Annotated in this window: 22 protein-coding genes and 1 pseudogene; 12 read left to right on the forward strand and 11 right to left on the reverse strand. The window is 66.5% G+C overall.

The window, feature by feature from the left end; translation table 11 throughout:
* Positions 1-81: 81 nt before the first annotated feature.
* Positions 82-5,145 (forward strand): MobF family relaxase, encoded by a 5,064-nt coding sequence (gene mobF, locus EV580_RS32505; RefSeq protein ID WP_133696954.1) that lies wholly within the window; start codon positions 82-84, stop codon positions 5,143-5,145.
* A gap of 468 nt (positions 5,146-5,613) precedes the next feature.
* Here mobF and EV580_RS32510 read toward each other — a convergent pair whose 3' ends face one another.
* The 3 genes from EV580_RS32510 to EV580_RS32520 all read right to left on the reverse strand — a co-directional run bounded on the left by EV580_RS32510 (position 5,614) and on the right by EV580_RS32520 (position 7,306).
* A complete protein-coding gene (locus EV580_RS32510; RefSeq protein WP_133696956.1) occupies positions 5,614-5,970 on the reverse strand; it encodes a hypothetical protein in 357 nt (118 codons plus the stop codon).
* Between the two features lie 42 nt (positions 5,971-6,012).
* Entirely contained in the window at positions 6,013-6,567 is a 555-nt protein-coding gene (locus EV580_RS32515) for a hypothetical protein (protein ID WP_286171967.1), read from the reverse strand.
* A 208-nt stretch (positions 6,568-6,775) separates the two neighbouring features.
* On the reverse strand, positions 6,776-7,306 hold the full coding sequence (locus EV580_RS32520; RefSeq protein ID WP_133696958.1) for a GNAT family N-acetyltransferase: 531 nt from the start codon (positions 7,304-7,306) through the stop codon (positions 6,776-6,778).
* A 169-nt stretch (positions 7,307-7,475) separates the two neighbouring features.
* Between EV580_RS32520 and EV580_RS32525 the strand changes: the two genes are divergently transcribed.
* Positions 7,476-8,009, forward strand: a complete 534-nt coding sequence (locus EV580_RS32525) for a uridine kinase family protein (protein ID WP_133696959.1) — start codon at positions 7,476-7,478, stop codon at positions 8,007-8,009.
* A 43-nt stretch (positions 8,010-8,052) separates the two neighbouring features.
* Here the strand turns inward: EV580_RS32525 and EV580_RS32530 are convergent, their stop codons facing one another.
* Complete coding sequence (locus EV580_RS32530) at positions 8,053-8,265, reverse strand: hypothetical protein (protein ID WP_133696961.1); 213 nt, start codon at positions 8,263-8,265, stop codon at positions 8,053-8,055.
* Positions 8,266-8,420: 155 nt separating this feature from the next.
* On the opposite strand from EV580_RS32530, the gene EV580_RS32535 reads away from it, so the two are divergent.
* From EV580_RS32535 to pknB, 3 genes are read left to right on the forward strand one after another with little or no spacing between them, the layout of a single operon-like run.
* A complete protein-coding gene (locus EV580_RS32535; RefSeq protein ID WP_502703954.1) occupies positions 8,421-8,705 on the forward strand; it encodes a type II toxin-antitoxin system Phd/YefM family antitoxin in 285 nt (94 codons plus the stop codon).
* Complete coding sequence (locus tag EV580_RS32540; protein WP_133696962.1) at positions 8,702-8,977, forward strand: type II toxin-antitoxin system RelE family toxin; 276 nt, start codon at positions 8,702-8,704, stop codon at positions 8,975-8,977. The genes EV580_RS32535 and EV580_RS32540 overlap by 4 nt, the downstream gene beginning before the upstream one ends.
* A gap of 19 nt (positions 8,978-8,996) precedes the next feature.
* Positions 8,997-10,883 (forward strand): Stk1 family PASTA domain-containing Ser/Thr kinase, encoded by a 1,887-nt coding sequence (gene pknB, locus EV580_RS32545; protein WP_133696964.1) that lies wholly within the window; start codon positions 8,997-8,999, stop codon positions 10,881-10,883.
* 101 nt (positions 10,884-10,984) lie between these two features.
* Here the strand turns inward: pknB and EV580_RS32550 are convergent, their stop codons facing one another.
* Positions 10,985-12,277, reverse strand: a complete 1,293-nt coding sequence (locus tag EV580_RS32550; RefSeq protein WP_133696965.1) for a cytochrome P450 — start codon at positions 12,275-12,277, stop codon at positions 10,985-10,987.
* A gap of 211 nt (positions 12,278-12,488) precedes the next feature.
* Positions 12,489-13,100 (reverse strand): maleylpyruvate isomerase family mycothiol-dependent enzyme, encoded by a 612-nt coding sequence (locus tag EV580_RS34560; protein WP_353619874.1) that lies wholly within the window; start codon positions 13,098-13,100, stop codon positions 12,489-12,491.
* A gap of 144 nt (positions 13,101-13,244) precedes the next feature.
* On the opposite strand from EV580_RS34560, the pseudogene EV580_RS32560 reads away from it, so the two are divergent.
* Together EV580_RS32560 and EV580_RS32565 are read left to right on the forward strand one after the other, a co-directional pair.
* Positions 13,245-13,639, forward strand: a pseudogene (locus EV580_RS32560) (nitroreductase/quinone reductase family protein).
* A 336-nt stretch (positions 13,640-13,975) separates the two neighbouring features.
* A complete protein-coding gene (locus EV580_RS32565; protein WP_133696967.1) occupies positions 13,976-14,398 on the forward strand; it encodes a hypothetical protein in 423 nt (140 codons plus the stop codon).
* 154 nt (positions 14,399-14,552) lie between these two features.
* Here the strand turns inward: EV580_RS32565 and EV580_RS32570 are convergent, their stop codons facing one another.
* Genes EV580_RS32570 through EV580_RS32580 form a run of 3 tightly spaced genes read right to left on the reverse strand, consistent with a single transcriptional unit; the run spans position 14,553 to position 16,802 of the window.
* On the reverse strand, positions 14,553-14,732 hold the full coding sequence (locus EV580_RS32570; protein WP_133696969.1) for a hypothetical protein: 180 nt from the start codon (positions 14,730-14,732) through the stop codon (positions 14,553-14,555).
* On the reverse strand, positions 14,729-16,144 hold the full coding sequence (locus EV580_RS32575; protein WP_133696970.1) for a type IV secretory system conjugative DNA transfer family protein: 1,416 nt from the start codon (positions 16,142-16,144) through the stop codon (positions 14,729-14,731). Before EV580_RS32575 ends, EV580_RS32570 begins: the two co-directional genes overlap by 4 nt.
* Positions 16,137-16,802 (reverse strand): hypothetical protein, encoded by a 666-nt coding sequence (locus EV580_RS32580; protein ID WP_133696972.1) that lies wholly within the window; start codon positions 16,800-16,802, stop codon positions 16,137-16,139. The genes EV580_RS32575 and EV580_RS32580 overlap by 8 nt, the downstream gene beginning before the upstream one ends.
* Positions 16,803-16,992: 190 nt before the next feature.
* Here EV580_RS32580 and EV580_RS32590 point away from each other — a divergent pair, with 190 nt between their 5' ends.
* Genes EV580_RS32590 through EV580_RS32610 form a run of 5 tightly spaced genes read left to right on the forward strand, consistent with a single transcriptional unit; the run spans position 16,993 to position 24,048 of the window.
* Positions 16,993-18,021 (forward strand): discoidin domain-containing protein, encoded by a 1,029-nt coding sequence (locus EV580_RS32590; RefSeq protein WP_166654991.1) that lies wholly within the window; start codon positions 16,993-16,995, stop codon positions 18,019-18,021.
* A 24-nt stretch (positions 18,022-18,045) separates the two neighbouring features.
* Complete coding sequence (locus tag EV580_RS32595) at positions 18,046-18,966, forward strand: conjugal transfer protein (protein WP_133696977.1); 921 nt, start codon at positions 18,046-18,048, stop codon at positions 18,964-18,966.
* A 23-nt stretch (positions 18,967-18,989) separates the two neighbouring features.
* Positions 18,990-19,262 (forward strand): glycosyl transferase family 39, encoded by a 273-nt coding sequence (locus EV580_RS32600; protein ID WP_108055181.1) that lies wholly within the window; start codon positions 18,990-18,992, stop codon positions 19,260-19,262.
* Positions 19,259-22,105 (forward strand): ATP-binding protein, encoded by a 2,847-nt coding sequence (locus EV580_RS32605; RefSeq protein WP_133696979.1) that lies wholly within the window; start codon positions 19,259-19,261, stop codon positions 22,103-22,105. The genes EV580_RS32600 and EV580_RS32605 overlap by 4 nt, the downstream gene beginning before the upstream one ends.
* A complete protein-coding gene (locus EV580_RS32610) occupies positions 22,102-24,048 on the forward strand; it encodes a hypothetical protein (protein WP_133696981.1) in 1,947 nt (648 codons plus the stop codon). Before EV580_RS32605 ends, EV580_RS32610 begins: the two co-directional genes overlap by 4 nt.
* Before the next feature lie 485 nt (positions 24,049-24,533).
* Here the strand turns inward: EV580_RS32610 and EV580_RS32615 are convergent, their stop codons facing one another.
* The gene (locus tag EV580_RS32615; protein ID WP_133696983.1) at positions 24,534-25,250 is read right to left on the reverse strand and encodes a hypothetical protein; all 717 of its coding nucleotides are present in this window, start codon (positions 25,248-25,250) and stop codon (positions 24,534-24,536) included.
* A 718-nt stretch (positions 25,251-25,968) separates the two neighbouring features.
* The gene (locus EV580_RS32620) at positions 25,969-26,631 is read right to left on the reverse strand and encodes a DUF3887 domain-containing protein (protein ID WP_133696984.1); all 663 of its coding nucleotides are present in this window, start codon (positions 26,629-26,631) and stop codon (positions 25,969-25,971) included.
* Between the last annotated feature and the right edge of the window lie 152 nt (positions 26,632-26,783).

Consider the following 26,783-nt stretch of genomic DNA (forward strand, 5'->3'; position numbering starts at 1 on the left):
CACCTCTTGCATTCAGGTCACGAAAAAGTTGAGAACCGCCGTCGCGCAAGCCCCCGCAGCTCCCTAACGTCGAAGCCGGTGATGGGATTACACAAACTGACCGCCGGGGACGGATACCTGTATCTGATCCGGCAAGTCGCCGCATCCGACGCCACCGAGCGGGGCCGACCCAGCCTGGCCGACTACTACTCCGACAAGGGCGAAAGCCCCGGTCGCTGGCAGGGCAGCGGCCTGCCCGCACTCGGCGCACCGGCCGGGCGCGACCCCACCGATCCCACCGTCACCGAATTATGGTCCGTGCCAGCCGGATCCGAAGTCACCGAAGACCAGATGAAAGCACTCTTCGGTGAAGGCCTGCACCCCAACGCCGAACGCATCACCCGCCACCTGGCCGGCATCGGATTCGGGCACGCCGGCGCCACGGCAGCCGCCCGGCTAGGCCGCCCGTTCCGGATCAGCCACGCGGAAAACGACTTCACCCGCCGGCTGCGCAGCGCCTACCTCAGCCACAACCTCGCCGTCGGCGCCCACCGCGACGCGGCGATCGACGACGACATCCGGGCGCGGCTGCGCAGCGCCGTCGCCACCGAGATGTTCACCGAACACTACGGTCGGCCACCGGCCGACGACCGGGAGTTCACCGGCTTCCTCGCTCGCCAGACCCGGGCCGCCACCACCGCCGTCGCCGGCTACGACTTGACCTTCACCCCAGTCAAATCCGTATCCGCGCTGTGGGCGTTGGCGCCCCGCGCACTGGCCGAAACCATCGAGGACTGCCACCACCGCGCCGTCACCGACGCGCTGGCGTTCCTGGAAGAACATGCCGCCTTCTCCCGCACCGGAACCGACGGCATCGCCCAAGTCGACACCACCGGCCTGATCGCCGCCGTCTTCGACCATCGCGACTCCCGCGCCGGGGACCCCAACCTGCACACCCACGTCGCCGTCAGCAACAAGGTCCACACGATCGGTGCCGACGGCATCGGCCGCTGGCTGGCTCTGGACGGCACCCCGCTGTATCGCGCTACGGTCGCCGCCTCCGAGCTGTACAACACCCGCCTGGAGGCGCACCTGAGCGCCACCGTCGGGGTGCGCTTCACCGAAAGCACCACCGCCAAAGCCCGCCCCGTCCGCGAAATCGCCGGCATCCCCGTCGAATTGCTCGAACGCTGGTCCTCACGGCGGACCGCCATCGAACACCGCGTCGGCCAGCTCGCCAAAGCGTTTCAAAGCGAACACCACCGCGAACCCACCGTCATCGAGATGCTGGCGCTGTCCCAGCAGGCCACCCTCGAGACCCGCCACGCCAAACACGAGCCCCGCTCCCTGGCCGAACAACGCCACACCTGGCACACCGAAGCCGTCGAAATCCTCGGCAGTCGACCGGCTTTGGCCGAGCTGATCACCCGCGCCACCGGACACCCGATCGCCCAGCCGCACCCGGCGATGGCGCCGGACTGGGTCGACGAACAGGCCGCCGACATCATCACCACCCTCGCCCAGACCCGCTCCACCTGGCAGATCAACCACGTCCGCGCCGAAGCCCAGCGCCGAATGCGCTACACCGGCCGCCAACACGATCCCGACGGCCTCGACCGCCTGGTACGCAGTGCCCTGGACACCCATAGCGTCACGGTGACCACGCACGCCGACACCGCGATGAACGAACCCTCCGCCCTGCGCCGCCGCGACGGCAGCAGCATCTACACCCGCCATGACACCACCACCTACACCAGTACCGCGCTGCTGGCCGCCGAGCGGCGCATCCTGGCCGCCACCGAACGAGCCGGCGGCATCGTCGTCGACCCGGCCAGCGTCGAGATCGGGATCAAACAGCAGCACGCCGAACGCGGCACCCGACTCAACGACGCACAGGCCGCGATGGTCACCGAGCTGGCGACCTCAGGCCGGCGCGTCCAGCTGGCGCTGGCCCCGGCCGGCACCGGCAAGACCACCGCCATGGCCGCCCTCGCCGCGGCATGGACCACCACCGGCGGCACCGTCGTCGGGCTGGCGCCGACCGCCGCCGCAGCCGAAGTGCTCGGCGTCGACTTGGGCGCCCCCACCGACACCATCGCCAAACTCGCCCACCTCACCATGCACGCCCAGTCGCACCCGGCGTCGGCGGAGGACCCGGCCCGGAAGTGGTTCGACGCCATCGACTCCCGGATGCTGATCGTCGTCGACGAAGCCGGCATGGCCTCCACCGCCGACCTGGATGCGGTGATCGGTCACGCCCTGGCCACCGGCGCCAGTGTCCGACTGATCGGCGATGATCACCAGCTGGCCTCGGTGTCGGCGGGCGGGGTGCTGCGCGACATCGCCGAGCGAACCCCGGCTCCGACGCTGAGCGCGGTCGTGCGGTTCGGCGACGCCGACCGCGGACGGGCCGAAGGAGCGGCGAGCCTCGCACTGCGCCAGGGTGATCCGGCCGGTATCGCGTTCTATTTGGATCATCACCGCGTGCATGTCGGCGCCGACGAGGCCGCCGCCGATCACGCCTACGAGGCCTGGTCGAAAGACCGCGAGGACGGGCGCGACGCGCTGCTGCTCGCGCCCACCAACGACCTGGTCGCCACGCTCAACCAGCGCGCCCGCCTGGACCGCCTGCGCACGGCGGGGCAGGCCTCGGCCGAGGTGCGACTGGCCGACGATCTGCTCGCCTCGGCCGGTGACATCATCACCACCCGCAGTAACGCCCGATGGTTACGTTCGGCCGACGGCACCTGGGTGCGCAACGGAAACCGGTGGCGCATCACCGACGTCGCTCCCGACGGGTCGGTGCTCGCCACCGCACTCCGCGACCCCGACATCATCGACCTGGTGCGATTGCCCGCCGACTACGTCGCCCGCCACACCACGTTGGGCTATGCCGCCACCATCAACGCCGCCCAAGGTGTCACCGCCGACACCTGCCACGTGGTGGGCTCCGACCGGTTGTCCCGCGGCCAGCTCTACGTCGCACTCACCCGCGGCCGCGCCGAAAACCATGTGTATTTCTCCACCGCCGAAGCCGACCCGCACCGCATCCTCACTCCGAAGGCCACTCATCCCCCAACGGCGGTGGACATCCTGTCGGCGATCCTGCGCCGCGACGGTGCGCAGCTCTCGGCGCACAGCGCCCAGGCCGCCGACGCCGATCCGTTCGTGCGGCTGCACCCGGCGGCGGCGATGTATGCCGATGCGCTGAGCCGGGCCGCCGAAGACCGCGCCGGCGCGGCGGTGATGGCCGCGATCGACACCGCTGCCGCCCGGATCGACCCTGCTGTCACCGAGGGGACCGCCTGGCCGGTGCTGCGCCGCAACCTGGCGCTGCTGGCCGTCGACGGCCACGACCCGATCGCCGCGCTGATACAGGCTGCGGCAACACCATTCGACGACGCACACGACCCGGCCGCCGTACTGGACTGGCGCCTGTCTGTTCCGACCGCGTCGGCGTCGGCGGGGGTTGGTCCGCTGCGCTGGTTGCCCGCCGTCCCTGCTGCATTAGCCGCTGATCCACGGTGGGGGCCGTACCTGGCTGCCCGGGCCGCGCTCGTCGCCGATCTAGCCGACCACATCCGGGCCGCCGCCCGCGGATGGACGACGGCCACTGTGCCGAACTGGGGGCGTCCGCTCGTCGCGCGCCAGCCCGAACTGCTCGCCGAGATCGCGGTGTTCCGTGCCGCCCACGACGTCGAGCAGGCCGATACCCGTATCACCGGTCCGCCGCAATACGCCACCCGGTCCACCGCCGTGCAGCGCCTCATCAGCGGGCGCATCGACACCGCCATCCGGCGCAACAGCGACCATGGCCAACGATGGCACGCCATGTTGCAAACAGTCGCGCCCCGCGTTCGTGACGACCCCTTCTTTCCGCGCCTGGCAACATATCTCGACGACGCCGCGCGTGCCGGAGCCGACATTGCGAAGCTGCTGCGGGCCGCCGCGACCCGCGGCGGCCCGCTGCCCGACGAGCTGCCCGCCGCCGCACTATGGTGGCGGCTGGCGGGCAGCCTCGCGCCGGCCACCCTGCAGACCCGCAGCGCCGGGTTGCGGCCACCCTGGATCACCGACCTGCACCGAATCCTGGGCAGTACCACCGCCGAGACCGTGATCGCCGATCCCGCCTGGCCGGCTCTGGTCGCCGCGGTAGCCGCCGCCGACTGGCGTGCCGCCGATCTCCTGGCCGCCGCCGCGGAATACCTGCACGACGCCGCCGACGTCATGGAGCTGCGACCCGACGAATACGCCCGGATGCTGACCTACCGGGTGGAACTGCTCGCCCACGGCGCGACCCGGGATGTCGAGGTTCCGCATCCCGCGGACGCCGCCGATGTACTCGACGACGACGGCCCGCAGGAACCGCCACCCGACCCGCGGGACTACGTCGCCGACGCCGCCGAAGCATGCCTCGACGGACTCGAGTTCACCGATCTCTCGCCGCACCGGCACGCGGCGACGCCCCCCGCCGACACTGACCTCATTGCGCTGCGTGAGCGCCGCGACGCCGCGCGATCACGTGCCAACACCTTGGCGCGCAGCATCTTCCAAGGAGGCGGTCCCGCCGAACGGGCAGCCGCCGAGGAGCTGGCGGCGCTGCACCACCGGCACCGTGAACAGCGGCCCTCTCAGTACGAGCTGGAGCAGGCGCACGCCGACTGGGTCCTCGCCGAAACCACTCACGATCGCCACCACGCCCTGCTCGAGCAGCTGGCCGACGAAATCGCCGACGCCACGCACCGGCGGGATCACGACCTTGCCGACCGCTACCGGCGCCACCAAATGCAGCTGCTGCAACACACCGCCGCCATCGACGCCGCGGTCACCCGCACCCGCGGTGATCGCGATACCGCTCACGAAGCCCTGATGGCAGTCGCGGGTGGCCCCAAAGGCGTTGTCAGCGAGCGGGATATTCACGACCGTCGCATGGCGGCATTGGCTGAGGACACCGCCACGCTCCGCGCCGCCCGAACAGAAGCTCGTGAGCTCGACAACCAATTGGGGCGGGCCGAGGCCGCCGCCGCAAGAGCCTTCGCAACCCGCACCACCGAGGGCGCGGACCTGGCGGAGGAGCTGCCGCTGCGCGCGGCTGGGGAGCTGCACGAAGCCACGCGCAAAACCATTTACCCGCGCCGCGAGACCGACACCGGGCTCGGGTTGTGAAGCTAGGGGCACTGCCCAGACTGGCCTGAGGTCGCGGGGACGTTGTCCCGCTGACGTATGCAACCGCGCTGCCGTGTGCGAGTCGTTGGCGGCGCACGGTTAGACCGGTGCACGCTCGGAGTAGCGCTCGCCTGGCCCATACTTCGTGCATTCACCGAACGCCGGTTGCGCCTCGAGATCGTCGGCGCCGACAGACTCGGGACGTCGGCGCATGATCCGCCGCGGGCATCCTCGCATGCTTGTGCAAATGTGCCAAGTGATCGGATACGAATTATCAAGGGCTGCAGTTATTTTAGGATGTATTGGGAGTAGTTGAGAAGAAGTCGATGGTAGTTGGGAGGGGCGGGAGGTCAACGAGATCGAGCAGCCTTATAGGTCGACATGAAAGAGACTTGAGCGCATAGCGACCGCACGGGTCGCGATTTCTCGCGCGATACGTGTAGCCACCCAGCCTCGCCACACCGGCTGCTACTGGCCATAGGTGTATCGCAGGTTGGCGTTGATGAGCTCTCCGATGCGTTGGCGCATGTGGTTGATCGTGCCGGTGTCGGGCACCGGGTCGCCGACGAACAGAGTCCAACGTAGATCGGTTCCACCGCGGGCCGCGGCGAGGTCGAAACGCACGGAGGCATCAGGGCGCTTGGCCCACAGTGAGGACCAGATAACGTAACGGGGGCGCTCGGCGTCGACAATTTCTGGTTCGACTTCATCGTCGAGGAGGTGCAGCCACGGTCGCACCGGCTGGCGATGGGGGTCGCAAAGATCCTCGAACACAAACCAACACGGTGCGGGCTGGTATCGCTTGCGAGAGCCGACCTCTCTCATCTGCGCTCCTTCCGCCGGCTCAACACCAACGTCTCTGTAGGGTCAGTGCGGGTGAGTCTTGAGTTGTTCAAGCCACGGGTGCGCTGGGTAGGTGCTAGCGATCCATTCGGCAAGGCGCTCGCGGCGTGGGTGGTGCAGCATCCCGAGGACATGCTCGAAGTCTTTCTGATCTTTCGCCTCGCGTTGCTTGGCCTTGAACAGCAACACCACCTCGGGGATGGCGAACGGGATGCCGTCGCTGTGCAGGATCAGTTCGTCGTAAGCAAGTGTGATGGCTGGATTGTGACGGCATATCCAGCGCTGATCGTGGGTCTGGGGCTCGCGGAATACATCGAGGTGGTAGCGGCCGGTTTCAGGGTCGCGCAACCACGTTTGGTGGGTGCGACCGGCGTGCTCGGGATAGGGCCACAGTCGCTGGTCTCCGACAACGTCCCACACGTATTCGGGTAAGGCATTCATGATGTCGGCGAAGCGATCTCGGGGCACGCCAATCTCGGTGTCGCAATGGTCGCGCCAGTGACGGCCGGTGAACAACTCCAAGGCCCATCCAGCTGCGATGTACCAGGGCGCGGTGACGTGCGGCAGCCGGTCGGCCACCTCATGCGGGGACCATCCATCCCAACGTTTTGCGAAGTCGCCGTCGTGCCCGCCCGGGCCGGATCGATGCACAACGCCCATTCTGGGCGCAGATTCACCGCACTGGCAATGGCGTCCGACTTGACGATTCACCGACCGGTGCCATGGACCGGAAGCGAACGAACGATGTAAATATGCGACTCGGCCGACTAGCGGTCCGCTACGGCAGCTACCTGACCGTCGCCAGGCCAAGGTCTCCTCGACCCTGGCCGACAAGGTGAAAACCCTTGCGCTCATACAGACGTCGCGCAGGATTGCGCTGGTGAACGTTAAGGCTCACTGCAGCGTAGGTAGCTGTGGCCCTGGCGAACATCGCATCGAGTAGGGCGCTGCCCACACCGTGCCCGCGGCGCTCGGGTACCACCGCGATTCCGATCTCAGGCAGGGGTGCGCCGTCGGTTCCGGTCAGCAACGGAGGGTGGTGCCAGAAGGTCCAGACTGCCCCGACGTTGTCGCCTCCCTGATCGACAGCGATCACAGTAATGCCGTCGCGGTCGGGTAGGAGACTTTGCACGTCCTCCTCGTCGATGCCCGGAAGCGGCCAGTCCTCGATAACGCAGACATACCGAGCCATTTCAACGATGAACGCGGCGTCTGCACTGACCGCAGGTCTCAGCAGATTTACCACGTTCACGCTCTGATCCTGGCAACTCGACCGGGATGCGGCAACAGTGTTTTGCATGCCGGTCGCGCGATCCAATCGGTGGCAGCTGTGGCGTCAGGCGTGAAGTGGGAAGGGTCGAGTCCGTGCAAAATTTCGGGTGCCCGTCACGCACCGATGACGACCTTCTGGTATCGAGTTGCGCCTCGACTGTGCCATCCATCTTCTCGCCGAAATAAGCCGCGTCTGCGTCGTTCATCATGGAGTAGTGAGCGTTGATGACCTCGTCCGCCAGGCGTCCTGTCGCGCTCCTCGGCTTGGAGCGACGCGGCTTGTCGCGATCGATGGTCCCGGGGGTGCCGGAAAGTCGACCTTGGCGGCACGCCTTGCTGACTCGTGTCACGCCCAGTTGTTGCACACCGATGACTTCGCATCGTGGGAGGACCCTCTCGGCTGGTGGGGTCGGCTCGAAGACGAGGTCCTCAGGCCTGTCGCGGCTGGCCTCGCGGGGAGGTATCAGCGTTACGACTGGAACCTCCGAGCACTCGCCGAATGGCACATGGTGACCCCGGGTGGAGTGTTGATCCTGGAAGGCGTGTCCTCGGCGCGGGCCGCCGTCCGGGAGAGATTGTCACTGTCCGTGTGGGTGGAGACGCCGCGTGATATCCGTCTGGCCCGAGGCTTGGCCCGCGACGGTGCTGACGCAGAGGCACTCTGGGCGCAGTGGATGGACGAAGAAGACGCTCACTTCGCCGGTGACCGTACCCGGGAACACGCCGATGTCATCGTCTGCGGAGCATGACGGCTTGGAGCCCCAACCCAGAATGTCACCGGCATCTCGTGATCTACTTCTTGGTAGCGGTCAGGACTTCCAAGGCAACGGGCTCGGTGAATCGTCCGGTCGGATCGATTGCGAGCAGGGCGGTGGTGATCGCCTCCTCGAAGGCGCTCTGCCGCTCACCGAGCAATCGGCCAAGCGGCAGCGAAGTCGAGTAAAGGTAGCCACTGGATTGTTCGATGGTCCATGGTCGTAGAAATTCATAGACCTCCCGATTCACCTGTCGGAATGCCGAAGTGGCCAATACGTACTCGTGTGTCTGGTGTTTATCGCCCGCCGGTGTCGGGCCGGGGATTTGATCCGGTGGCAGGAAGCGGTGCTGGATCTCCTCGATGGACGTGGACAGTCGCCGGACATTTGGTCATACTTATGACTATGGCGCAGATGAGTTCGTTGGCGGAGACGAAGGCGCACCTGTCTGAGTTGGTGGCTCGGGTGGGAGAGCAGCACGAGCGGATCACGGTGACGGTGCATGGTCGCCCTGCTGCGGTCCTTCTCGCTGTCGATGATCTGGAGTCTTTGGAGGAGACCATTGCTGTGCTGTCGGACTCGGCTGCATTGCGCGCGCTGCGCGAGGCTGATGCCGAACTGGCTCGTGGTGAAGGCGAGGATGAGGCCAGTCTTGGCGCGGCGGTGCGTGCTCGTCGAGCTGGGAAGTGATCGAGCCGGGGTATGAGTTGGTTGTTGCCCCGGTCGTGAGAAGCCAACTTGCTGAGCCTCTTTCGGAGGCTGTGGCATTGGCGGCGTATGCATTCATCACGGGGCCGTTGCTGGATGATCCGCATCGGGTCGGCAAACGATTGCGGCCACCGCTGGATGCTCGTTACTGTGCGCGCCGGGGAACCTACCGCGTGATCTACCGGGTTGACGACCAGAACCGGCGGGTCACCGTCCTGAGTGTCTTCAGCCGCGCCGACGCTTACTGGACGTGAACGGGATCGGCTGGCTGCGATGACGACCCCTCGGTACCTGTCGGACCGCTATGTCGTCGGCGAGATCCTCGGGGTCGGCGGCATGTCGGAGGTTCACCTCGCCCGGGATATGCGCTTGCACCGTGACGTCGCCGTAAAGGTACTGCGCGCGGATCTGGCCCGTGACCCCCGGTTCTATCTGCGCTTTCGCCGCGAGGCCAAGAACGCCGCTGCCCTCAACCACCCCGCGATTGTCGCCGTGTACGACACCGGTGAAGCCGAGACTGACGCCGGACCGCTGCCCTACATCGTGATGGAATACGTCGAGGGTGTGAGCCTGCGCGACATCGTGCACACCGGGGGTCCCATGGCACCCGCACGGGCGATCGAGGTCATCGCCGATGCAGCCTCAGCACTGGATTTCTCCCACCAACACGGCATCATCCACCGCGACGTCAAGCCGGCCAACATCATGATCAGCAAGACCGGTGCGGTCAAGGTGATGGATTTCGGCATCGCCCACGCCATCGCCGACGTCGGCAACCGGATGACGCAGACAGCCGCAGTGATCGGCACCGCCCAGTACCTCTCCCCCGAGCAAGCGCGCGGCGAGCGAGGCGACGCCCGCTCCGACGTGTACTCCCTGGGCTGCGTACTCTACGAGATCCTCACGGGCGAACCGCCATTCGTCGGCGACTCCCCGGTCGCGGTCGCCTACCAGCATGTCCGCGAAGACCCGCTGCCACCCTCACACAAACAGGAGGGCATCTCACCCGACCTCGACGCGGTCGTTCTCAAGGCGCTGGCCAAGAACCCCGAAAACCGCTACCAGAGTGCGGCCGACATGCGCACCGACCTCATCCGCGTCCACAGCGGCCAAACACCCACGGCACCCAAGGTGCTGACCGAGACTGAACGCAGCCACCTGTTGGCTTCAGATCGTGTGGACGACGGCTCACCGCCGACCACCGCCTACGTCGCCTCCCATGGCCGCGACAGGGATCATGATGCCGCAGGACCATTTTCGGTGCGTCGCTGGTTAATCGTGGCTGCGGTGCTGGCGGTGCTGACCGTGGTCGTCACGGTCGCGACCACCCTGGGCGGTGGCGACCAGCGCAACCTGCGGGTGCCCGACCTGCGCGGCCAGCCAGTCCAGGACGCGATCACGACTCTGCAGAACCGTGGATTCAAAGTCCGTGACCCCGTGCCAAAGTCAGACTCCGCTGTGCCGTCTGGCCACGTCATCAACACCGACCCCAACGCAAACGCCACCCTGGCGGCTGGGGACGAAATCAGCATCAACGTGTCATCAGGACCCGAACAGCACCCAGTACCGAGTTGCTCAACCATGACCGCAGAGGACTGCGCCCGCGAGCTTGCCGGCGCCGGATTTGTCCACAACAGACGGTCACGCATCGCCTCGACGACGGTGCCCGAGAACTTCGTGATCGACACCATCCCGGCAGCCAACCAAAGCGCGGCCATCACCACCGAGATCGTCATCGAGGTCAGCGCCGGTGCAGAAACGCGCCGCGTCCCCGACGTATCAGGTCAAACCGTCGATGAAGCGACCCAAAACCTCAAGACCGCCGGCTTTCCCATCATTCTGACCGGGCCCGCTGACAGCACCCGTCCTGCCGGTCAGGTAGCCGCCACCGATCCCCCCGCCGGGGCCAGCGTTCCGGTTGATTCGGCAATCACAGTGAAGGTGTCACTGGGCAACCAAATCCCCATGCCCAACCTCACCGGAATGACCTACTTCGACGTCGTCCCCTACCTCCAAGGCCTCGGCCTCACCGGGCCACTTCTCAACAGCGGCGACATACCAGGCCCCGACACGAGCAGAAACCGAGTCGTCAAACAGGATCCCCCCGCAGGCACCAGCATCAACCGCAGCACCACCATCACACTCAACTACGGTTCATAAGCACACGATGTCTCACTTCTAGAGAAACGAGAGTGATCGTTTCCTGTCTCGAACGAAGAAGCGGTCGTCAATGTATAGGCGTGGCACGACTGCTCAAGGTCTCAGTGCAGTGTCACGGTGGCGCCGTGCCCGGGCACGTGGGTGATACCGCGCCGTTTCATAGGCTCCGAGCGCTCGCTGGTGGGAACCACCGTGCAGCTGCCGAACAGAATGCCGAGCACGATGCGCATCTCGTGCTCGGCGAACGTAGCCCCTAAACAGCGCCGAACACCACCACCGAACGGAATCCAGGTGTTGGCCCCTGGATTGTGCTCAAGGAAGCGCTGGGGCCGGAACTGATCTGGGCTGGGGTAGAGGTCGGGCCGGCGGTGCGTCAGATAGATCGACGGGACGACGTTCACTCCGGCCGGCAACTCGACACCGCCAATTTCGAGCGGCGCTTTCAGTCGCCGAGCGACCAGTGACAGTACTGGCCGCAATCGCAGCGTCTCCTTGATTACTGCGTCGCGGAACTGATGGTCACCGGCGCGAATTTCCTCGACGAGCCGAGCCTGATCGTCGGGGTGACGAACTAGGCGTTCCACCACCCACGCCAGTGCGGTCGCCGTCGTATCGTGCCCGGCCAACAGCAGGGTCATCAGTTCGTCGCGGATCTCGACATTGCTCATGGATTGGCCATCTTGGTGGCGGGTCCGCAACAGCACCGACAGTACGTCGCTGCGCTCCTCGAGATCGCCGCACCGGCGTCGCTCGTCGATCTCGGCGTAGAGAAGGCGGTCCACATTGTGAAAAAGCTTGCGGATCAACGCAGCCCGCACCCTCCGTGGGCCGAGCACTAGCAGCACCTGTCCGGCCACACCTGCCGAAGCCGCGAGCGTGCGCACCAGCTCGGCGCGCAAGCTGTCCAGGCGTGCACCCTCTTTTAGTCCGAACACCACGCACAGGATGACCTCTAGCGTCAAAGACTGCATCAGCGGATGTAGACCGATCGGCTCACCGCGTGGCCAACCAGCGATCGCGGCTTGGGCGACGGCGGTCATCGTGTCGGTGTAGGACGTCAGATGGCTGCCGCGAAACGGCGGCATGAGCAGTCGGCGCTGTTCCATGTGGGCATCACCGTCGAGCAGCAGTACCGAGTTCGCGCCCACGAACGGGCGTAGGAAGCGATTCGCTTGTCCGGCGTGCAGCAGCTCCCGCGGCCCCGTGAAGACTTCCTTTACCGCGTCCGGATGCGAGACCATCACCCAGGGACGCTCACCTGCCAGCCGTATCGTGAACGTGTCACCGTAACGAGCAGCGCATCGCTCCATAAAATCCCACGGACGAAAGATCCAGGCCGCTGTCTGAACGGCGACCGGAAGTCGAGGGCCGGGCGGCAAGACATCAAGGCCCATCTCAGCCACCTCCGATTCGGGATGTAGTGAGGCTCGGCCGTGTCAGGCCTGCACGTAACTTAACACAACTCTAAGAAAAATAAGAGGCATCTAAGTTCGATGCTGAGTTCAAGCGTGGGGTGTCCCGTTTCTAGAGAAACGAGGTCGATCACATCTTGTCCCAGATTCACGGCTCGCAACTCGGCTGATTTATCGAATCAGCGCCACACCTTCACCCTCTAACTCGCTGCGCGCTTGAGCGGCGCGCCCGGTCATGGCCAGTAAGAGGCTCTCGCCGGTGCCGCGGAGTTCTGGGCCCCCGGCCGGTAGACCAGTCGATGTCGGTAGCAGTCAGCCTTAGCCCTCGGGTCTTCCACCCTCCTGCGATGACTGGGCTGATGCGTGCGTAACTCAATGCCGCCCGGAGGCGATCTTCGGGGATCGAACGAGGCAGTCCAAGGGGCCGGCGAATGTCTTGCTGATGCACAAGACACTCGATCAGTGCAACGCGGCCGCCATAGAGCGCTCCCGCGCCAGTTGGTTCGATCCCGCGGCGCATGAGTTCGACCAGCTGCAGCGGACCCACTGACTTGAAGCTCGTTAGCCCCTGAGCATTGAGACGGTCGACGTGGCCTTGCGCATGGAACAGATTGACCGCGAGCCGGGATCGGCTCTGCGCGAGGTACGCGACGGTATGAGCAACGACGTCGCGCACACTCCACCCGTGACACAGGCTGGGCTGACACCACTGCTCAGCATTCAAGCCGGCCAGCATCTCCGCGAAGTCAGCGCGCTCATGTTTAGCGAGTAACCGAACCCGAGCCATGCCATGAGTGTCCGACATGGACAACCGAGGTCAAGCATCCAAGTCCCGCACGTCTCATTTCTACAGATTTGAGAGCGGTCACATCCTGTCCTCAGGACGCGCCGGACACGGTGACCACGCTGGCGTACCTACAAGTGGGGCTTCCCGTAGCAGACTTGCCCGATGGCATACCTGAAGCCGTCGTGGTTTACGAAGAAGTTGAGCAGCATGATGGCTGCGAGCAATATTGCGGAGAGGTTGACTGTCACGAGGCGGGTCAGTGGCGGTCCCCAAGAGGTCGCGGTACCACCGTCGTTGTCGAAGGCGTGAGGTACGTGCTGTCAACCCGTGGCGAAAGCCAGTGGGTGAAGAACGTGCGGGCTAACCCCAACGTGACCCTCACGATCAATGGTGAGTCCACTGCGTACACCGCGACCGAGGTGCCGGTTGGTGAGCGGGCACCCATCATCGCAGCGTTCGAACCGCAATTCGGGAAGCTGATAGTCGGCCGGTACTTCGTCAAGCTGCCCGATGCCGCAGATCACCCCGCCTTCGCGCTCGTTCCGAGATCTGTGTGACGAGCACCGGGAACGGCAAGCCGGGTGGACTGACGTGCGGCTCGTCTCACTTGTGGAGAAACGAGACGGCCGCTCGCGTCGACATTTGAGGTCGCATAGTGTCAGGTCGCGCAGTCTCATTTCTTGTCCCACATCCCGTGTCTCAGATCCTCGATGTCGGAGGTCAATGAGACGGTAGTGGCGTGACAACGATTCGCAAGTGGTCATGACGCTTTCGCGCTCATCGTCCTGCGTGGCATGACTCTGGGCAATTCCCCACGCGACGTCAGCTGACCTCCCGGTTCTTTGCCTCGATGACCGTAGCTGAGCGAGTATCGCGCCCCTAACGTCGCTGTTATGACCGACAGATTTTCGGGACTCCCGACCCGTGCCGAGGCGGTCTTCGCCATGGAACCCGCGGCAACGTTACTGAATCTTGTTGACCTGCTGGTGAAATCGCATACGGCTTACGCGAGGGTGGCGACGCAGACCCACAAGGTCCACGCAGAAGGCCTCACCCTCTCCGATCCCACGGGGCGAGTGGCCGCCGCGGCCGAGCGTTTCCATCACCAGTACTTGGAAGAGGCGCTTCCCAGTCTGATCGCGAGCCTTCAGTTGACGGCTGAAGTCGTTCGGAGTTTCGGGCTTGGGCCGTGCCGGGTCGATGACCCTGTGGAAGCCGCGATCTGGAACAACAAGTGGTTCGTCTACGTCGATCAACTGCGCCCGAGATTGCCGGCGCCGCCGCCCACTGAAGACCGCGGCACCGGCGGACGATGAGACCCGCATCTCCGCGCCGCACGCCGGGGTGCGGCCGAACGACATCAGTGGTTCCACACAATGCGCGACGGGGAAGCCATTGTTGTTACATACCAGCGGATTCCGGTGATTCACCGCAGAAGCCCGGCCTCCCCTTCGCCGAACTTCTGAACGCCTACCAACTCGCCAACGGGTAATCCGGTGAGACATCAGCGCTCGTTACCGAAGTTTCTGCGCCGTCGACGATGCCCTCAACCCACGACACCACCCCACCGACCACCTGAACGATCAGCCATCCCGCGCCCAGTAGCGCGACGACCAACCCGCTGAGCCACGGCCCGCGGCGGGTACTCACCGCGACTCCCGCATCACAGCCACCGCACGCCGATGCCGAGAAGCCAGACCGACTAGTCCCGAGTGAGACGCTTCCCCGGAAGCGCTGCCTCGCAACGAAGCCCGCGCCGCCGTGTCGTAGAGGTCAACGAACGTCGACCAGTCCGGCAGTTCGGTGCACACCCCGGCCGTGCCGCGGATCACCAGCCGGGCGTGATCGGTGTTCTGCGGCAGCAGCCGACGGTAATCCAGCGTGCTCCCCAGTTGGGAGGACAGCGTTTTCGCCCCCGACGCCTGATCGAAAGACTCCTGACGGCGCGTCGTCTGCAACGTCCACTCCTCGGCGCGCTGCAACATCTCCATCTCGGCGGCGCCGAACATGATCAGCGCGGCCGGGAAGGTGTCCCGCAGTTCCCGGGCATACGCGTTGCCGTAGACGGTATCGAGCTGGCTGGAAGCCTGCACCGACACCACGAAGTTCACCCCCAGCCCACGGCCCTCACTGATGTGGCGGCGCAGCGCCGGCATCGGCGCCACATTGGCGGCCTCATCGATCACGATCAACAACCGGTGATACATCTCGTGCCGCGCGGTCTTGGCCCGCCACACCTTCACCAGGTGTTCCAGCAGCGTCACCGCCGCTCCGGCGATCGACCCTTCCGCCGGCGACAACACGTACACCGTCGCAGCGGGGTCAGCCAGCAGCGACTCGTCGAACACCGGATGCTCAACGCCGCGCAACGCCAACCGCATCCACGGCATCACCGCCTTGCGCATCGTCAATGCGATGCTGTCCCGCTGACGCGGATCCATCGCCAGCGTGCGCAACAACGCGTTGCGGAACAACGGTTTTCCCCGCACGATGTCGGCGGCCATCCGCCAACTCGGCTCCAGGCTCAGCTGCCGGCCCGGTCCGGCGTCGAGATCGAGGTTGTCCACCGCCAACAGCACCCAGCCGATGCCTGCGTTATTGCCACGCGGGGATGCCGCATACAGCATCGCCGCCAGCGGACCCTCGGTGTTGGACTCCCAGATCCCGGCGTCCGAGACCTGGTCGGCACCCGACCCGAGCCCGACCGCCGACATCTGCATCATGGTGTTCGCCACGGTCACCGCCTGATCCGGGGTGCGGATCAGCGCGGTCGGGTCAAACGAGCGCGCCGGCACACCGGGATAATCAGCGTCATAGTCCGGGCGCAGATCAACCAGTGCCGACGGGCCGCCACGGCGGGTCATCACCAGCTGCATCAGATCGTCCTTGCTGCTGACCACAATGACGGGCCCGCCCCACAGCACCGCCGCGGGCGCGAGAACCCTTCGGGTCTTACCGGTTTCGGTCGGCGCCGACACCAGCACATGGGCCGCCGAGGACGCCACCATACGCACACCACCTTCTCCGCGCACGAAACCGCAATACGGGGTGGCGCTACCCATCCCGCATCTCCGGGCGCGACGGGGTGCGTTCTCCGGGCGGATCGGGCGGCGCCAAGGCGAACACGCCCGGTCCCGTCAAATCGTTGGCAGCCCAGCCGAAATCGACAGTGTCGTGGCCGGATACCGGCCGCATCGGCCACCAGTCCCGCGCCCCGCCGACCGCCAGCCAGCCCTCGAGGATGCCGTACATCCCGGCGGCCAGCAGCGTGGCCGGCAACTGGGCCAGCAGCCACGGCACCAGCAGCGCAGTGCCCAACGTTGGCCCGGGCCTGTACAGCAACGGCACCGGCACGCCCACTACTACCGCCGCCCACAGCAGCGCCGCCACCGGATAGGACCGCAACGTCATCGGGATCAGCCCCACGATGGCCCCGTAGAGCAGCCGCCCCACCGGCCAGCCGATCGGCGCCAGCAGCGCGACGGTACCCACGATCAGCGCGTCGACAGCGGCGTACGGGGTGTGTGCTCCGCGCAGCAGCAGCGGATGCATAACGTCGTCGTCGGCCGGGTCGACCCGGGCGCCGCTGCGCTCGCCCGCGCGGTCCCGCATCGTGCGGGCCAGCAGCTCGGCGCGGCGCTTCTGGAACAGAAAGCTGTGCTGATGGCGCGCGATCCACCGCCGCCGCACATCATCGAACCGGTCAGGCGCGCAGGTCACCGCGACCCACCCCCCGGAGCTGGAAGGGGCAGGACGGCAGCGTCATTCGCGATCGGATCAGAAGATGCGGCACCACGGGGTTCTGGCGAGTCACGCGCTTACGCTAACGCCGCGCGGATCGCTCAGCTATGGCCGTCGCACAACGATCGCGGCGGCGTTTAGCTGAGGGTGATCCCGATCAGGAGCCGCCGTGACCAGCACCCCACACCAGCCGACCCTGCCCGTGTCGTCGGACTGGGCCGACGACACCGCAGCGTGGCTGGACACCCTGGACGGCGGCATGCGCTCCATCGATCCGCTCTTCGACGACGGCGACCCCACCGAGTACGACATCCTCGACCTGGACGACGAACGCCGGACCCTCGACCTGGCCGCCGTCTTCGACGACCACCACCCGCGCGCCACGGCTGACGACGACACACCCTCCGCGCCGCCCGCCAATCCGCCCGCACCCGAAGACTTCCCGCGCATCCTCGAGCCGCGCTTCAACAAAGCCGTGGCACTGGGCTTCGGTGCCGTCACCACGGTCGTCGCCGTGATCGTCACCGTGACACTGCTGGTCCTGCGTCCCGACGACCCGGCACCGTCCGACACCGTGGTCGCCGCCACCCGGATCAGTGTCGCCCCCGCACCCAGCAGCACCGCCGCTCCCGACACCACCGCCGACACCCCGATCCCCTACACCGCGTCCGCGTCATGCCTGCCCGGATCCACCGCCGCTCAAGCCGTCGCCGGCACCGACCCCACCCGGGCGTGGGTGTGCGTGCGCGGCGGCGTCGACGGCCAGGTCCTCACCCTCGATCTGGGCCGCACCATGGTGATCACCGCGGTATCCATCACCCCGGGCTGGCCGGCCGCCGACCCCACCGGCGCCGACCAGTGGACCGCCCACCGCGTGGTCACCCGCGCGCAGTGGATCCTCAACGACGACGCCACCACGGTCCTCACCCAGGACACCGGCAATGTCCGCGGCGACGCCGTGCAGCCGCTGCCCAACCACGGCGTGCTGGCCTCCAAACTCACCATGATCGTGCTGCAAACCTCCCGCGCCCCCGCCGACACCACCAGCAGCACCCCCACCACATCCGGCGGCGGCCTGCTCGACGACGTCCTCGCCCCGGTCACCGCAGCCGCCCCCAGCCCAGCGGCCGGCACCGACCCGGCCGACGCCACCTTCGCCGTCGCCAGCATCAAAATCCTCGGCCACGCCCCCCAATAGCCCACCGCCACCAAAGGATCCGCCATGCTCACCACCACCTGGCGTCGCCGCCTCGACACCCTGCACACCGGCGCCCGCCGCATTGGGCTGGCCGTCGGCGTCACCTCCTGCAGCGTGGTCGCCGCCACCACCATCTGGGGCTGGCTGTTCCAAACGCCGCCCGACATCGCCATCCCCGCCCGCAGCGCGGTCAACCGAGCCCTGCTGGCCGGCAGCTTCGCCCAGGACTGTGTGGTCAAACTCCTCACCGCCACCCAAACCCAGCCCCACACCCTCGACGACTGCTGGGCCCCACCCGAGCACGCCCGGCTGCCCACCACCCCCGCGATGCTCGTCGAGTCCCCCGCCATCGCGGCGGTCACCCTGCAAGACGACCGCGGTGACGCCCAGCAGTGGAGCGTCGTCATCGTCGTTTCCCAACGCCCGTATGCCAGCGCCACCCCGCACACCGCCTGCTACCGGCTGGCCGTGCTGTACAGCCGCTACGGGCTACGCGCCCCGCTACGACCCGCCCAAGTCAACTGCCCCGGACCCGGCGCCGACATCGCCCTGCACTACCCCGTCACCATCGCCCCGCACACCACCCTGGCCGACACCGTCAGCGGCTTCCTCACCGCGTACCTGACCGGCACCGGTGGCCTGGAACGCTACGCCACCCCAACCTCGGGGCTGCTCCCGCTGACCGGCTACCGCGGCGCCACCCTCACCAAACTCGTTGCCGAGCACACCGTTCCCGACCACGACACCCCACCCGAGGGCACCACCGTGCCCGCCATCGCCACCGCCGAGCTGACCAGCACCCAGTTCACCCCGCTGCTGCTCGACTTCCCGATGACGCTGGCCGTCACCGGCGGCCGGTGGATGGTGGCGGGTCTCGACCTGGCACCCCAGCTGGCGCCCGGCGCCGAACTGATCCCGGTCGTCCCGGGCTCCAACCCCCGCTAACCGACACCAGGAGAACGCCTCTCATGACCACCACCGTGCTCGCCGCCACCGACCTGGTGTCCGGCTCCCGCACCCTCTACAGCCTCGGCGTCACCGTGCTGGTGGTGCTGATCCTCCTCGGCGCCGGCGCCCGGGCGGCCGCCGCGTTCTTCGGCGGGCGCATCGGCGAAACCGTCGGCTGGGCCGTCATCGGCGTGATCGTCGCCGTCATCGTCGGCTCCGGCTACGCCATCTACGTCTCGGCCAAACGCACCACCGACCAAACCGGCATCACCACCGGCCAATTCGGCCAATGACCGACTCCGCCCAAGTCTTCACCGGAGTGCACGACACCCCCGTCTACATCGACGTCCTGTTCGGCAAGCCGCTACGCTTGGCCGTGGCGGTACCGGCCGCCATCGGGCTGACCGTCACCGTGATCGCGACCCTGCGCGCCCTCGACACCGGCCACGCCCGCGCCGTCCTGCTCACCGGCCTGGCTCTGACCGGCGCCGCCGCCGGGCTGGGGGCGCTGACCCCGCACAGCCGACCCAGCCTCGGCTTCCGCATCCGCGCTCTCTGGTCCGCCCTGCACCCCCGGATCACCGCCAGCACCGACGATCTCGCGCTGGCACCCCCGCACCGCGTCGCCGGACACCTGCGGTTCACCGCCCACGGCGTCTACGCCGACTATCTGCTCACCGGACTGCGCTACACCCTGCAACCGACCACCCGCAAGACCGCCGCCGCCGACCGCCACCGCAGCCTGGTCCGCGAATTGCCCTCCGGCAGCTGGCTCTACGGGTTGTCCGCACCGCAAGACCGCCGCCAGCTGCTTCGCGCCATGCTCACCGGGCACCGCGACAACCCCGACTGGATCGCCACCTGCCGCCAGCTCGAACCGGTCCTGGCCGCCGAAGCGCCCCGCACCCGCATCTACTGGCTGTCCATCCCCGTCGACGCCGGCCGCGGTGGACACACCCCCACCGGCCAGCTGACCAAACTGCGCGACTGGATCGCCGGCCGCGACACCGACTCGGCCACCTCCCTCAGCGCCTACCACGAGCTGGCCGACGCCGTCATCACCGCTATCCCCGAAGAATTCGCCCCCCAGCCGGTCACCCCGGCGATGATCGACTGGTTCTGGCGGCACAACACCTGGCGCGGCACCTACACCGACCCCCTACCCGCAACTACCGCGCCGCGGCAGGAGCCCGAGTCACCCGCCCACTTCGACGACGGCGACCAGCAGCACCGCCCTATCCGGCCGTCCGTATTAACGTGGCTGCCGAGCTGGAAGACGCTGCTGCGCACCGCAAGTCCCACCGGTCAGTACCCGGACAGCTACCAGGCGATCCTGCCCGTCGTCGACATCCCCAAAGGCGGCATCGTCTTCCCCGGCTCGGAATTCCTCGACGCCCTTGACGACCTAGACACCGGCGCGGTCTTCGACTTCGCCATCCACCTCGAACTGCGCAGCCGTGATACCGAATTCCTCCGTAACGACCGCGCCAAAGGCAACCTCGGCGACCAGTTCACCCAGCGCCGCGACGCCCGCGACGGTGATGCGCAGCTGTCCACCACCTGGCACCAACTCGCTGAATACAACCGGCTCCTGCTCGCCCACGCCGACGAACGTCCCGTGCACGCAGCCTTCTTCATCGCCGTCGGCGCCCCCGACGAACCCACCCTGCGCTACAGCGTCGACCGCCTCCGCGACGAACTCACCACATCGGGTCAGATCGCCATCCGCGCCTACCGCGGCGCCCAACGGCGGCTGTGGTCAGTGTTCAACCCCGGCACCCCCGTACACGTCAGTGGCGCCGACCAATTCGCCCACCCCACCACCACCGGCAAATGGTCGAGGTTCGTGCCGCTGACCTCTACCGCCGTCGGGAACGCCACCGGAATCCTGCTCGGCCTCAACCGATCCAACGCCGACAATGCCGCCGTCCTGATCGACCTGCCCGGCAGCGCCCGGCGCAACCACAACCCGGTCTTGCTGTGCAGCGGAGCGCCCGGTTACGGCAAGTCGTATGCCGCCAAGACTCTTACCCACGCCGAAATCACCCGCGGCGCCCAGGCGTTCATCGTCGACCCCGGCACCGAATGGGCCACCGCCCTCGGGCATTGGCCCGGCACCGCCGTCATCGACATGGCCGGCGCCAGGTTCAGCTGCGACCCGCTGCGCCTCTTCCCTCCCGACGTTGCGGGCGGCTACTGGCTGGACTATCTGATCCCGATGATGGGCTTGGACCCACGCAGCGTCGCCGTCGCCCGGCTGCGCCGGCTGCTCGCCCCCGACACCCGCGCTCGGCTCGGCATCACCAGCACCGCCGCCCTCATCACCTACCTCGACGAGCTGCAATATCTCACCGGCACAGCCGAACACACCGACACCGACCTGGCCCGAGACCTGCAACCCGTCCTGCTCACCCTGCAATCCTGGGCCACCCACGACTTCACCCGCGCCATCTTCGACCCCACCCTGCCGGCACCGGACCTGACCACCCTGGACGTCACGATCTGGCTGACCGGCAACCTCGAGTTGCCCACCGCCGAGGAGATGACCACCGCGCACCTGCACCGCCAACTCTCCGAACGCAAACTCGTCTCCGTCGCCATCTACGGCATGCTGGTGCGACTGGCCCGGCTCACCTTCTTCGCCAACCGGGAGCGCTTCGGGCTGATCGTCCTCGAAGAAGCCGGGGCCCTGCTCAATTCGCGGGCCGGCGCCGACGACGCCCACCTGATCAGCCGCCGCGCCCGCAAGCACTACACCGGCCTGCTCATCATCACCCAGGACCCGATCGCCGACCTGGCGCTCATGGGTGACCAATTCATCACCCAACACCTCATCATGCCGTTCGAAGACCCCCGGCTGGCCCGACAAGTCGCCGAACGCGCCGGAATCCACCTGCCCGACCACCCCGGCATCGAGGACTACTTCCTGGCCCAACCGGCCACCGAACACCTCCGCGAACCGACCGCCTTCGACACCCCCACCAGCGCCGGCGCCGGCGCCGGCGCCGGCGGCCGCGAACGGGAAGGGCACGGCTTCTTCGTCGACGAATTCCGCCGCACCGCCCCCATCCGGGTGCTCCGACACCCCGACGCCGCGCTCCACGACGCCTTCGACACCACGCCTGGCGCCCGATGACCCGCAGCGCCGAATGGCTCGGCTACCAACTCGCGGCGCACCCCCGCCTCGCCCGCGCCGCCGCCGTTACGCTCTTCACCCACCTGCTGGCGCTGTGGTCGGTCGTCGCCGCCCCACCCGCCGTCGCCGCCACCATGGCCGCGGCACTGGGCTGGACCGGCATCACCGACAGCCACGGCGTCCCCCTCGGCGCCTACTACCTGTCGGTGGTGTCCACCAGCGAGGCGATCACTCAAGCCGGGCTCGGCCTGTCCGCCGACCCGTCCAGCTGGGCGCACTGGCTGGCCGCCGCCGTGACCACCGGGCTCACCCACGACACCGTCGCCAGCTGGTTGCAGGCCCAAGCGTCGGCCTACGTGCTGATGATCTCGGTCGCGCTGTGGCTGCTGCGATTCGCGCTGTCCTCGACCTGGCTGGCGTGGCTGGCCACCTGGTGCCGCCCGCTGCTTGAGGCGATGCGGTCACTGATGGCGCAGCTGTCGGTGGTGCCGATCTGCTTGCTGCTCGGGCTCGTGGTCGGCGCCTACCACCTGGTGTGGCACGGCCACCGGGGCCGCGGCTGGTCAATCATCCTGTCCGCGTTCGCTCTTGGCGTGGTGGGGCTGGCGCTGACCCGCAACCCGCTGGGCGAACTCGACCCCGACCACGGACTGCTCACCACCGCACGGGGGCTCGGTTTTTCCGTCGCCCAAGCCGCGATGAACAACGGCCCCATCACCTCCGGAGGCACCGGCACCCAGGTGCAGAGCCTGACCGGGCTCATCGCCGACGCCACGATCCGCACACCGCTGCAGCTGTGGAACTTCGGCACCCCGATCGACGGCATCGGCACCTGCGGGCCGGCCTGGTCGGCGGCCATCCTCACCGGTGATCCCGCCGCCCCCGCGCATGCGATGACCAATTGCGGTGCACCGCAGGCCCTGTCGTACGCCCAACACCTCGACGGCAGTAATGTCGCACTCGGCATCTTCTACTGCCTGCTCGGCGCGGTGTTCACCTTCTTCGTCAGCTACGTGGCCTACAGCTACGTTCTGGTCGTCTGTGCGGCGTTCCTGCACGCCATCCTAATGGTGATCGCCGCCCCAGCCGCGATGATCGCCGGCCCACCCCGGCGCGCCGCAGTGCGGCGGGCGACGCAGTTCGTCAAAAGTGCAGTGCTGGTGTTCGCCTACGTCACCTACATCTCGATCGCGGCCATGATCGTCCTGAAAACGGCCGCTCCGGGCGGCGGATATGCCGCTCAGGTCGGCATGACCCATCCGGTCGCGGTGCTGGTGCTGATCGCAATCATCAGCGCGGTGGCGACCGGACTGTTCATCTGGCTCAAACGGGAACTGCGTGACGGCACCCGGCATGACCTCACCCACACGCTCACCGACCTACTTCGGCAGGGCCGCAACGGATACGACCGCGGCCGTCGCCGCGACCAGACCGGCCGCCCCGCACCCACGGACCCCGCCGACCGCAGTCGGCCACGCACGGGCACCCCGGTCAACGGCCGCGACCCCAGCCCACGCCGCGTGGCCGGGCGCCGACCACCATCAGGGCCGGCTTCGGAAGCGGGTCGCGGGCCCACGCCCAATTGGCCGGCGCCCTCCGGTACCGGGGCGGCCATGGCGGCACCGGGCCGGACAGGAACACGTGCAGAGAAGGGAGCAACGGTCGCCACCGACGTCGCCGCGCCCGAGGTGGCCGTGGCCGCCGTGGTCGCCAGGCAGATGCGTCACCAACGCCGCTCAGCCCGTGCAGATTCCGGCGATGTCGAACAGCCCTCTGCTCGACCTCAGACCTCACCGCACGCTGTGGGGCCCCCGACAGCCGGTCGAACCGCGGAACAGTCGAACACCAGTCGCGCCAGCAGTATGGAAAAGGCCGCACCGCAGCCGCCAATCGACGACTCTCTCAGTGACGATGGTCAACCAATCACCGGGCGACGGAACTAGCAGACGCCCGACGTGCGAGTGCCTTCCTGTTGCCTCCTCCCGAGCTGCACGAACAGGCGCGGGATGCGAGCGGCGCTAAAGGGAGTGTTGATCAAACCACTCAAGATAGCCGTCGGTGGACGCATGTTGGTCTCCTAGGCCCGAAGCCCGTCGAGGTCGCCTTCGTACTTCGCGAGCGCGAGAAGGCCAGCAACAGACGCGTAATTGATGTCCGTTACAGCGGTTGTCGCGGAGCCGACTCACATACAGAGCAGCGCTTGACGCATCGGTGAAGTAGACCAGTTGACTTCCCGGGAAGAGTACGCGCAGTCACGTGGGTCGATCAGCAGTCTGACCAAGGCCGTCCTACGGCTACTGAACGAGCTCGGCCCAGACGGCCCCCAGCCATGTGACCGCGGAACTTCCAGGCGCCACATCGAGCACCATGAACTGCCGCTCTACATCAGCCGGAACGCTGCGCGTCTATGAGGTGTCGCTGTCGTCGGTTAGGGCTGCGCGAGAGATCGCATCCACTGATCGATGGTCATCCAGATGTCGTCAACCGGTTGCACCTGGGCGTCCGAGACGACCCAGCCGTCGCGTCGATCGACGCTGTCGTCGTCCAGTTCGACACACACCGACGATGCGCCGAAATCAAAGAATAGCGATACCAATTCGTCCAGGTTTGGTGCAGGTTTGGTGCCTTGCACTTCAGCTGAGTCGGTGGTGAGGTCCTCCCCCACGGCGAACAGTTCCGCGCTCGCGGGAAACCCGTTGTGGAATGCGGAGGCGAGCGTGAAGCCATCATGGAGCTGGGTGTAGAACACGCGCGTCGACGTGGGAAATTTGGTGAGGTCCAGCGACGGGTTCTCGAGTGCTGGGGACGGCGGAAAGCCGTACCAGCACACGATTTCACCGGAAGGAACCGCCGAGACGTAGGCCAACAACGGCTTGCCCCCAGACTCAGATCGACCCAGGAATATGCCGCGTCCACTTTCGCGCAGCCGCTCGTGAAGGTTGACCAACGTTCCGGGCAGCGTCGTTTGCCATTGATCAATCGCACGTGCGATGCCTGCCTGGAGTGGAAGCTGTGTTGCCTCCAGCCACCAATCGGGAACCGCGTCCCGCTCGTCGTCGGTCAGCTGGTCTGGGTCAATGACCGCTACTGATTCAAACAGTGCTGTACTCAACAAGTCTGAGAGTTCGCGCGGAACGTCGGCCAAGGTAACCTCGCTTACTGCTCAGTGGGCCAGATATCCAGACCGTACCCCAAGGGGCGCGAGATTGGCCACCACCCAGCACTCCTGGCGGCGGGCCACTACCAGCAACAGAATTACGTTATTCGGGTCGAGATCAACACTTTTCGGCGGCGGTGTCCGACCCAGAAGCGACCTATACGGATGGCACCGATGGGATACGCCGGAATCTCAACGAGACGTTCTACCAGCGCATCTTCCTCGACGAGGAAGGCCTACAGACCAGCGACTTGAACCCGCCATTTGTTGATTTGCAGGCTGCGCTCACGATGACAACGAAAGAGCGGCCGCGACCTCGCCAACGACTAGCACGAAACAAGGCCCCTCTCGGGAGCCTTGCATCGAGCTAGCGACGATCATTCGACCCCTGGATTTGGCTCTTGCTCTTGCCGACATCCTTTCGGGTGCGGGTTCGAGTAAGGTCACTCTGGTGGCGCTAAGGCGTGGTCCTGATGGAACGTTATTCAAACCCGCACTGTGTGGCTGGGGCCAGAACGTCGACGACCTGTCGTGGCGGAAACGCGCGATACTCGACCGTCTACTCATGCCGAGAAGCAGTTGAAATAGCCATGATTCGCGACAAAACACCCAAATCGGGTCGACCTAGTTCGGATGCCGCAATTTTTCCATCGCCCCCGCTGACCCCTATCGGTGCGGAGGCGTTAGATTCGCCATCGCATCGGGATCAGGGATTGAGGATGTAAAGGCCGGCAATCGTTTGATCATCACGAAAGCCGATGCGAGCGACCAACTCACCAGCATCGAAGCGCAGTCGCGTGACGGTCCTTGTGAGGTCCCCCTCGCGAGCGACGTCGGTGTCCCCGTGGCCCTCGTAGTTTCCGACCATTCCTGGGATTTGACGCCACACCGCGGCAAGTTCCTCCTCGCTCAGCCCGTCGTGCATCCTGGCATCGAAGCGAGCGCGAACCTCGGCCCACCGGGCATTGGTGAGATCATCGATGACACTGCTAGCCAGATCGGCGGCCTCAGGAAGTGGCCCCTCTCCTGTTTCAGGATCAATTGGCTCGTCGAAATGGTCGATCCTCGCTTTCGGCATCACCCGAGTGGTCGAGCGTCCACGCAAGACACCTTTGACGGCGCCGCTAATCGTCAGCTCCCCGCCATGGTTGGTGACGTCACCCATAGATAGTCCGCGGAGTTTGGCCCTGGCCCCCGGCTCGATGACGAGTCCGTCCACCGCGCCAATGATATTGGCGTAACCGCCGGACTCAACCGTCAGTGTGCCTACGACCATGCCAACCAAAACGAGCTTTCCCCCGCTCGTCACCCGGACATCGCCGTCGGTCTTACCGAACTTAACGCGAATACCTGAAATTGCCGCTGACATGACCCCAACAATACTGCCAACTAAGGCATACGCCGACCTGAAATGATCGACACGATATGGCCTTTCACGTGCAAACCAAGCTCGTCATCGACATGGCCGCTTAATGCGCGCGGCTGATTCGAGGATTGCGGAACCAGCACCCTCCTTTGACC

The organism is Mycobacterium sp. BK086, from assembly GCA_004362315.1.
Lineage (GTDB): Bacteria > Actinomycetota > Actinomycetes > Mycobacteriales > Mycobacteriaceae > Mycobacterium.

Coding starts and splice junctions, on each gene's coding strand:
- pknB (WP_133696964.1), top strand. CDS start 8,997: ATGACGACCCCTCGGTACCTGTCGGACCGCTATGTCGTCGGCGAGATC.
- EV580_RS32595 (WP_133696977.1), top strand. CDS start 18,046: ATGCTCACCACCACCTGGCGTCGCCGCCTCGACACCCTGCACACCGGC.
- EV580_RS32510 (WP_133696956.1), bottom strand. CDS start 5,970: ATGAGAGAGGTCGGCTCTCGCAAGCGATACCAGCCCGCACCGTGTTGG.
- EV580_RS32610 (WP_133696981.1), top strand. CDS start 22,102: ATGACCCGCAGCGCCGAATGGCTCGGCTACCAACTCGCGGCGCACCCC.
- EV580_RS32565 (WP_133696967.1), top strand. CDS start 13,976: ATGACCGACAGATTTTCGGGACTCCCGACCCGTGCCGAGGCGGTCTTC.
- EV580_RS32620 (WP_133696984.1), bottom strand. CDS start 26,631: ATGTCAGCGGCAATTTCAGGTATTCGCGTTAAGTTCGGTAAGACCGAC.
- EV580_RS34560 (WP_353619874.1), bottom strand. CDS start 13,100: ATGTCGGACACTCATGGCATGGCTCGGGTTCGGTTACTCGCTAAACAT.
- EV580_RS32575 (WP_133696970.1), bottom strand. CDS start 16,144: ATGGGTAGCGCCACCCCGTATTGCGGTTTCGTGCGCGGAGAAGGTGGT.
- EV580_RS32605 (WP_133696979.1), top strand. CDS start 19,259: ATGACCGACTCCGCCCAAGTCTTCACCGGAGTGCACGACACCCCCGTC.
- EV580_RS32550 (WP_133696965.1), bottom strand. CDS start 12,277: ATGGGCCTTGATGTCTTGCCGCCCGGCCCTCGACTTCCGGTCGCCGTT.
- EV580_RS32600 (WP_108055181.1), top strand. CDS start 18,990: ATGACCACCACCGTGCTCGCCGCCACCGACCTGGTGTCCGGCTCCCGC.
- EV580_RS32535 (WP_502703954.1), top strand. CDS start 8,421: ATGGCGCAGATGAGTTCGTTGGCGGAGACGAAGGCGCACCTGTCTGAG.
- mobF (WP_133696954.1), top strand. CDS start 82: ATGGGATTACACAAACTGACCGCCGGGGACGGATACCTGTATCTGATC.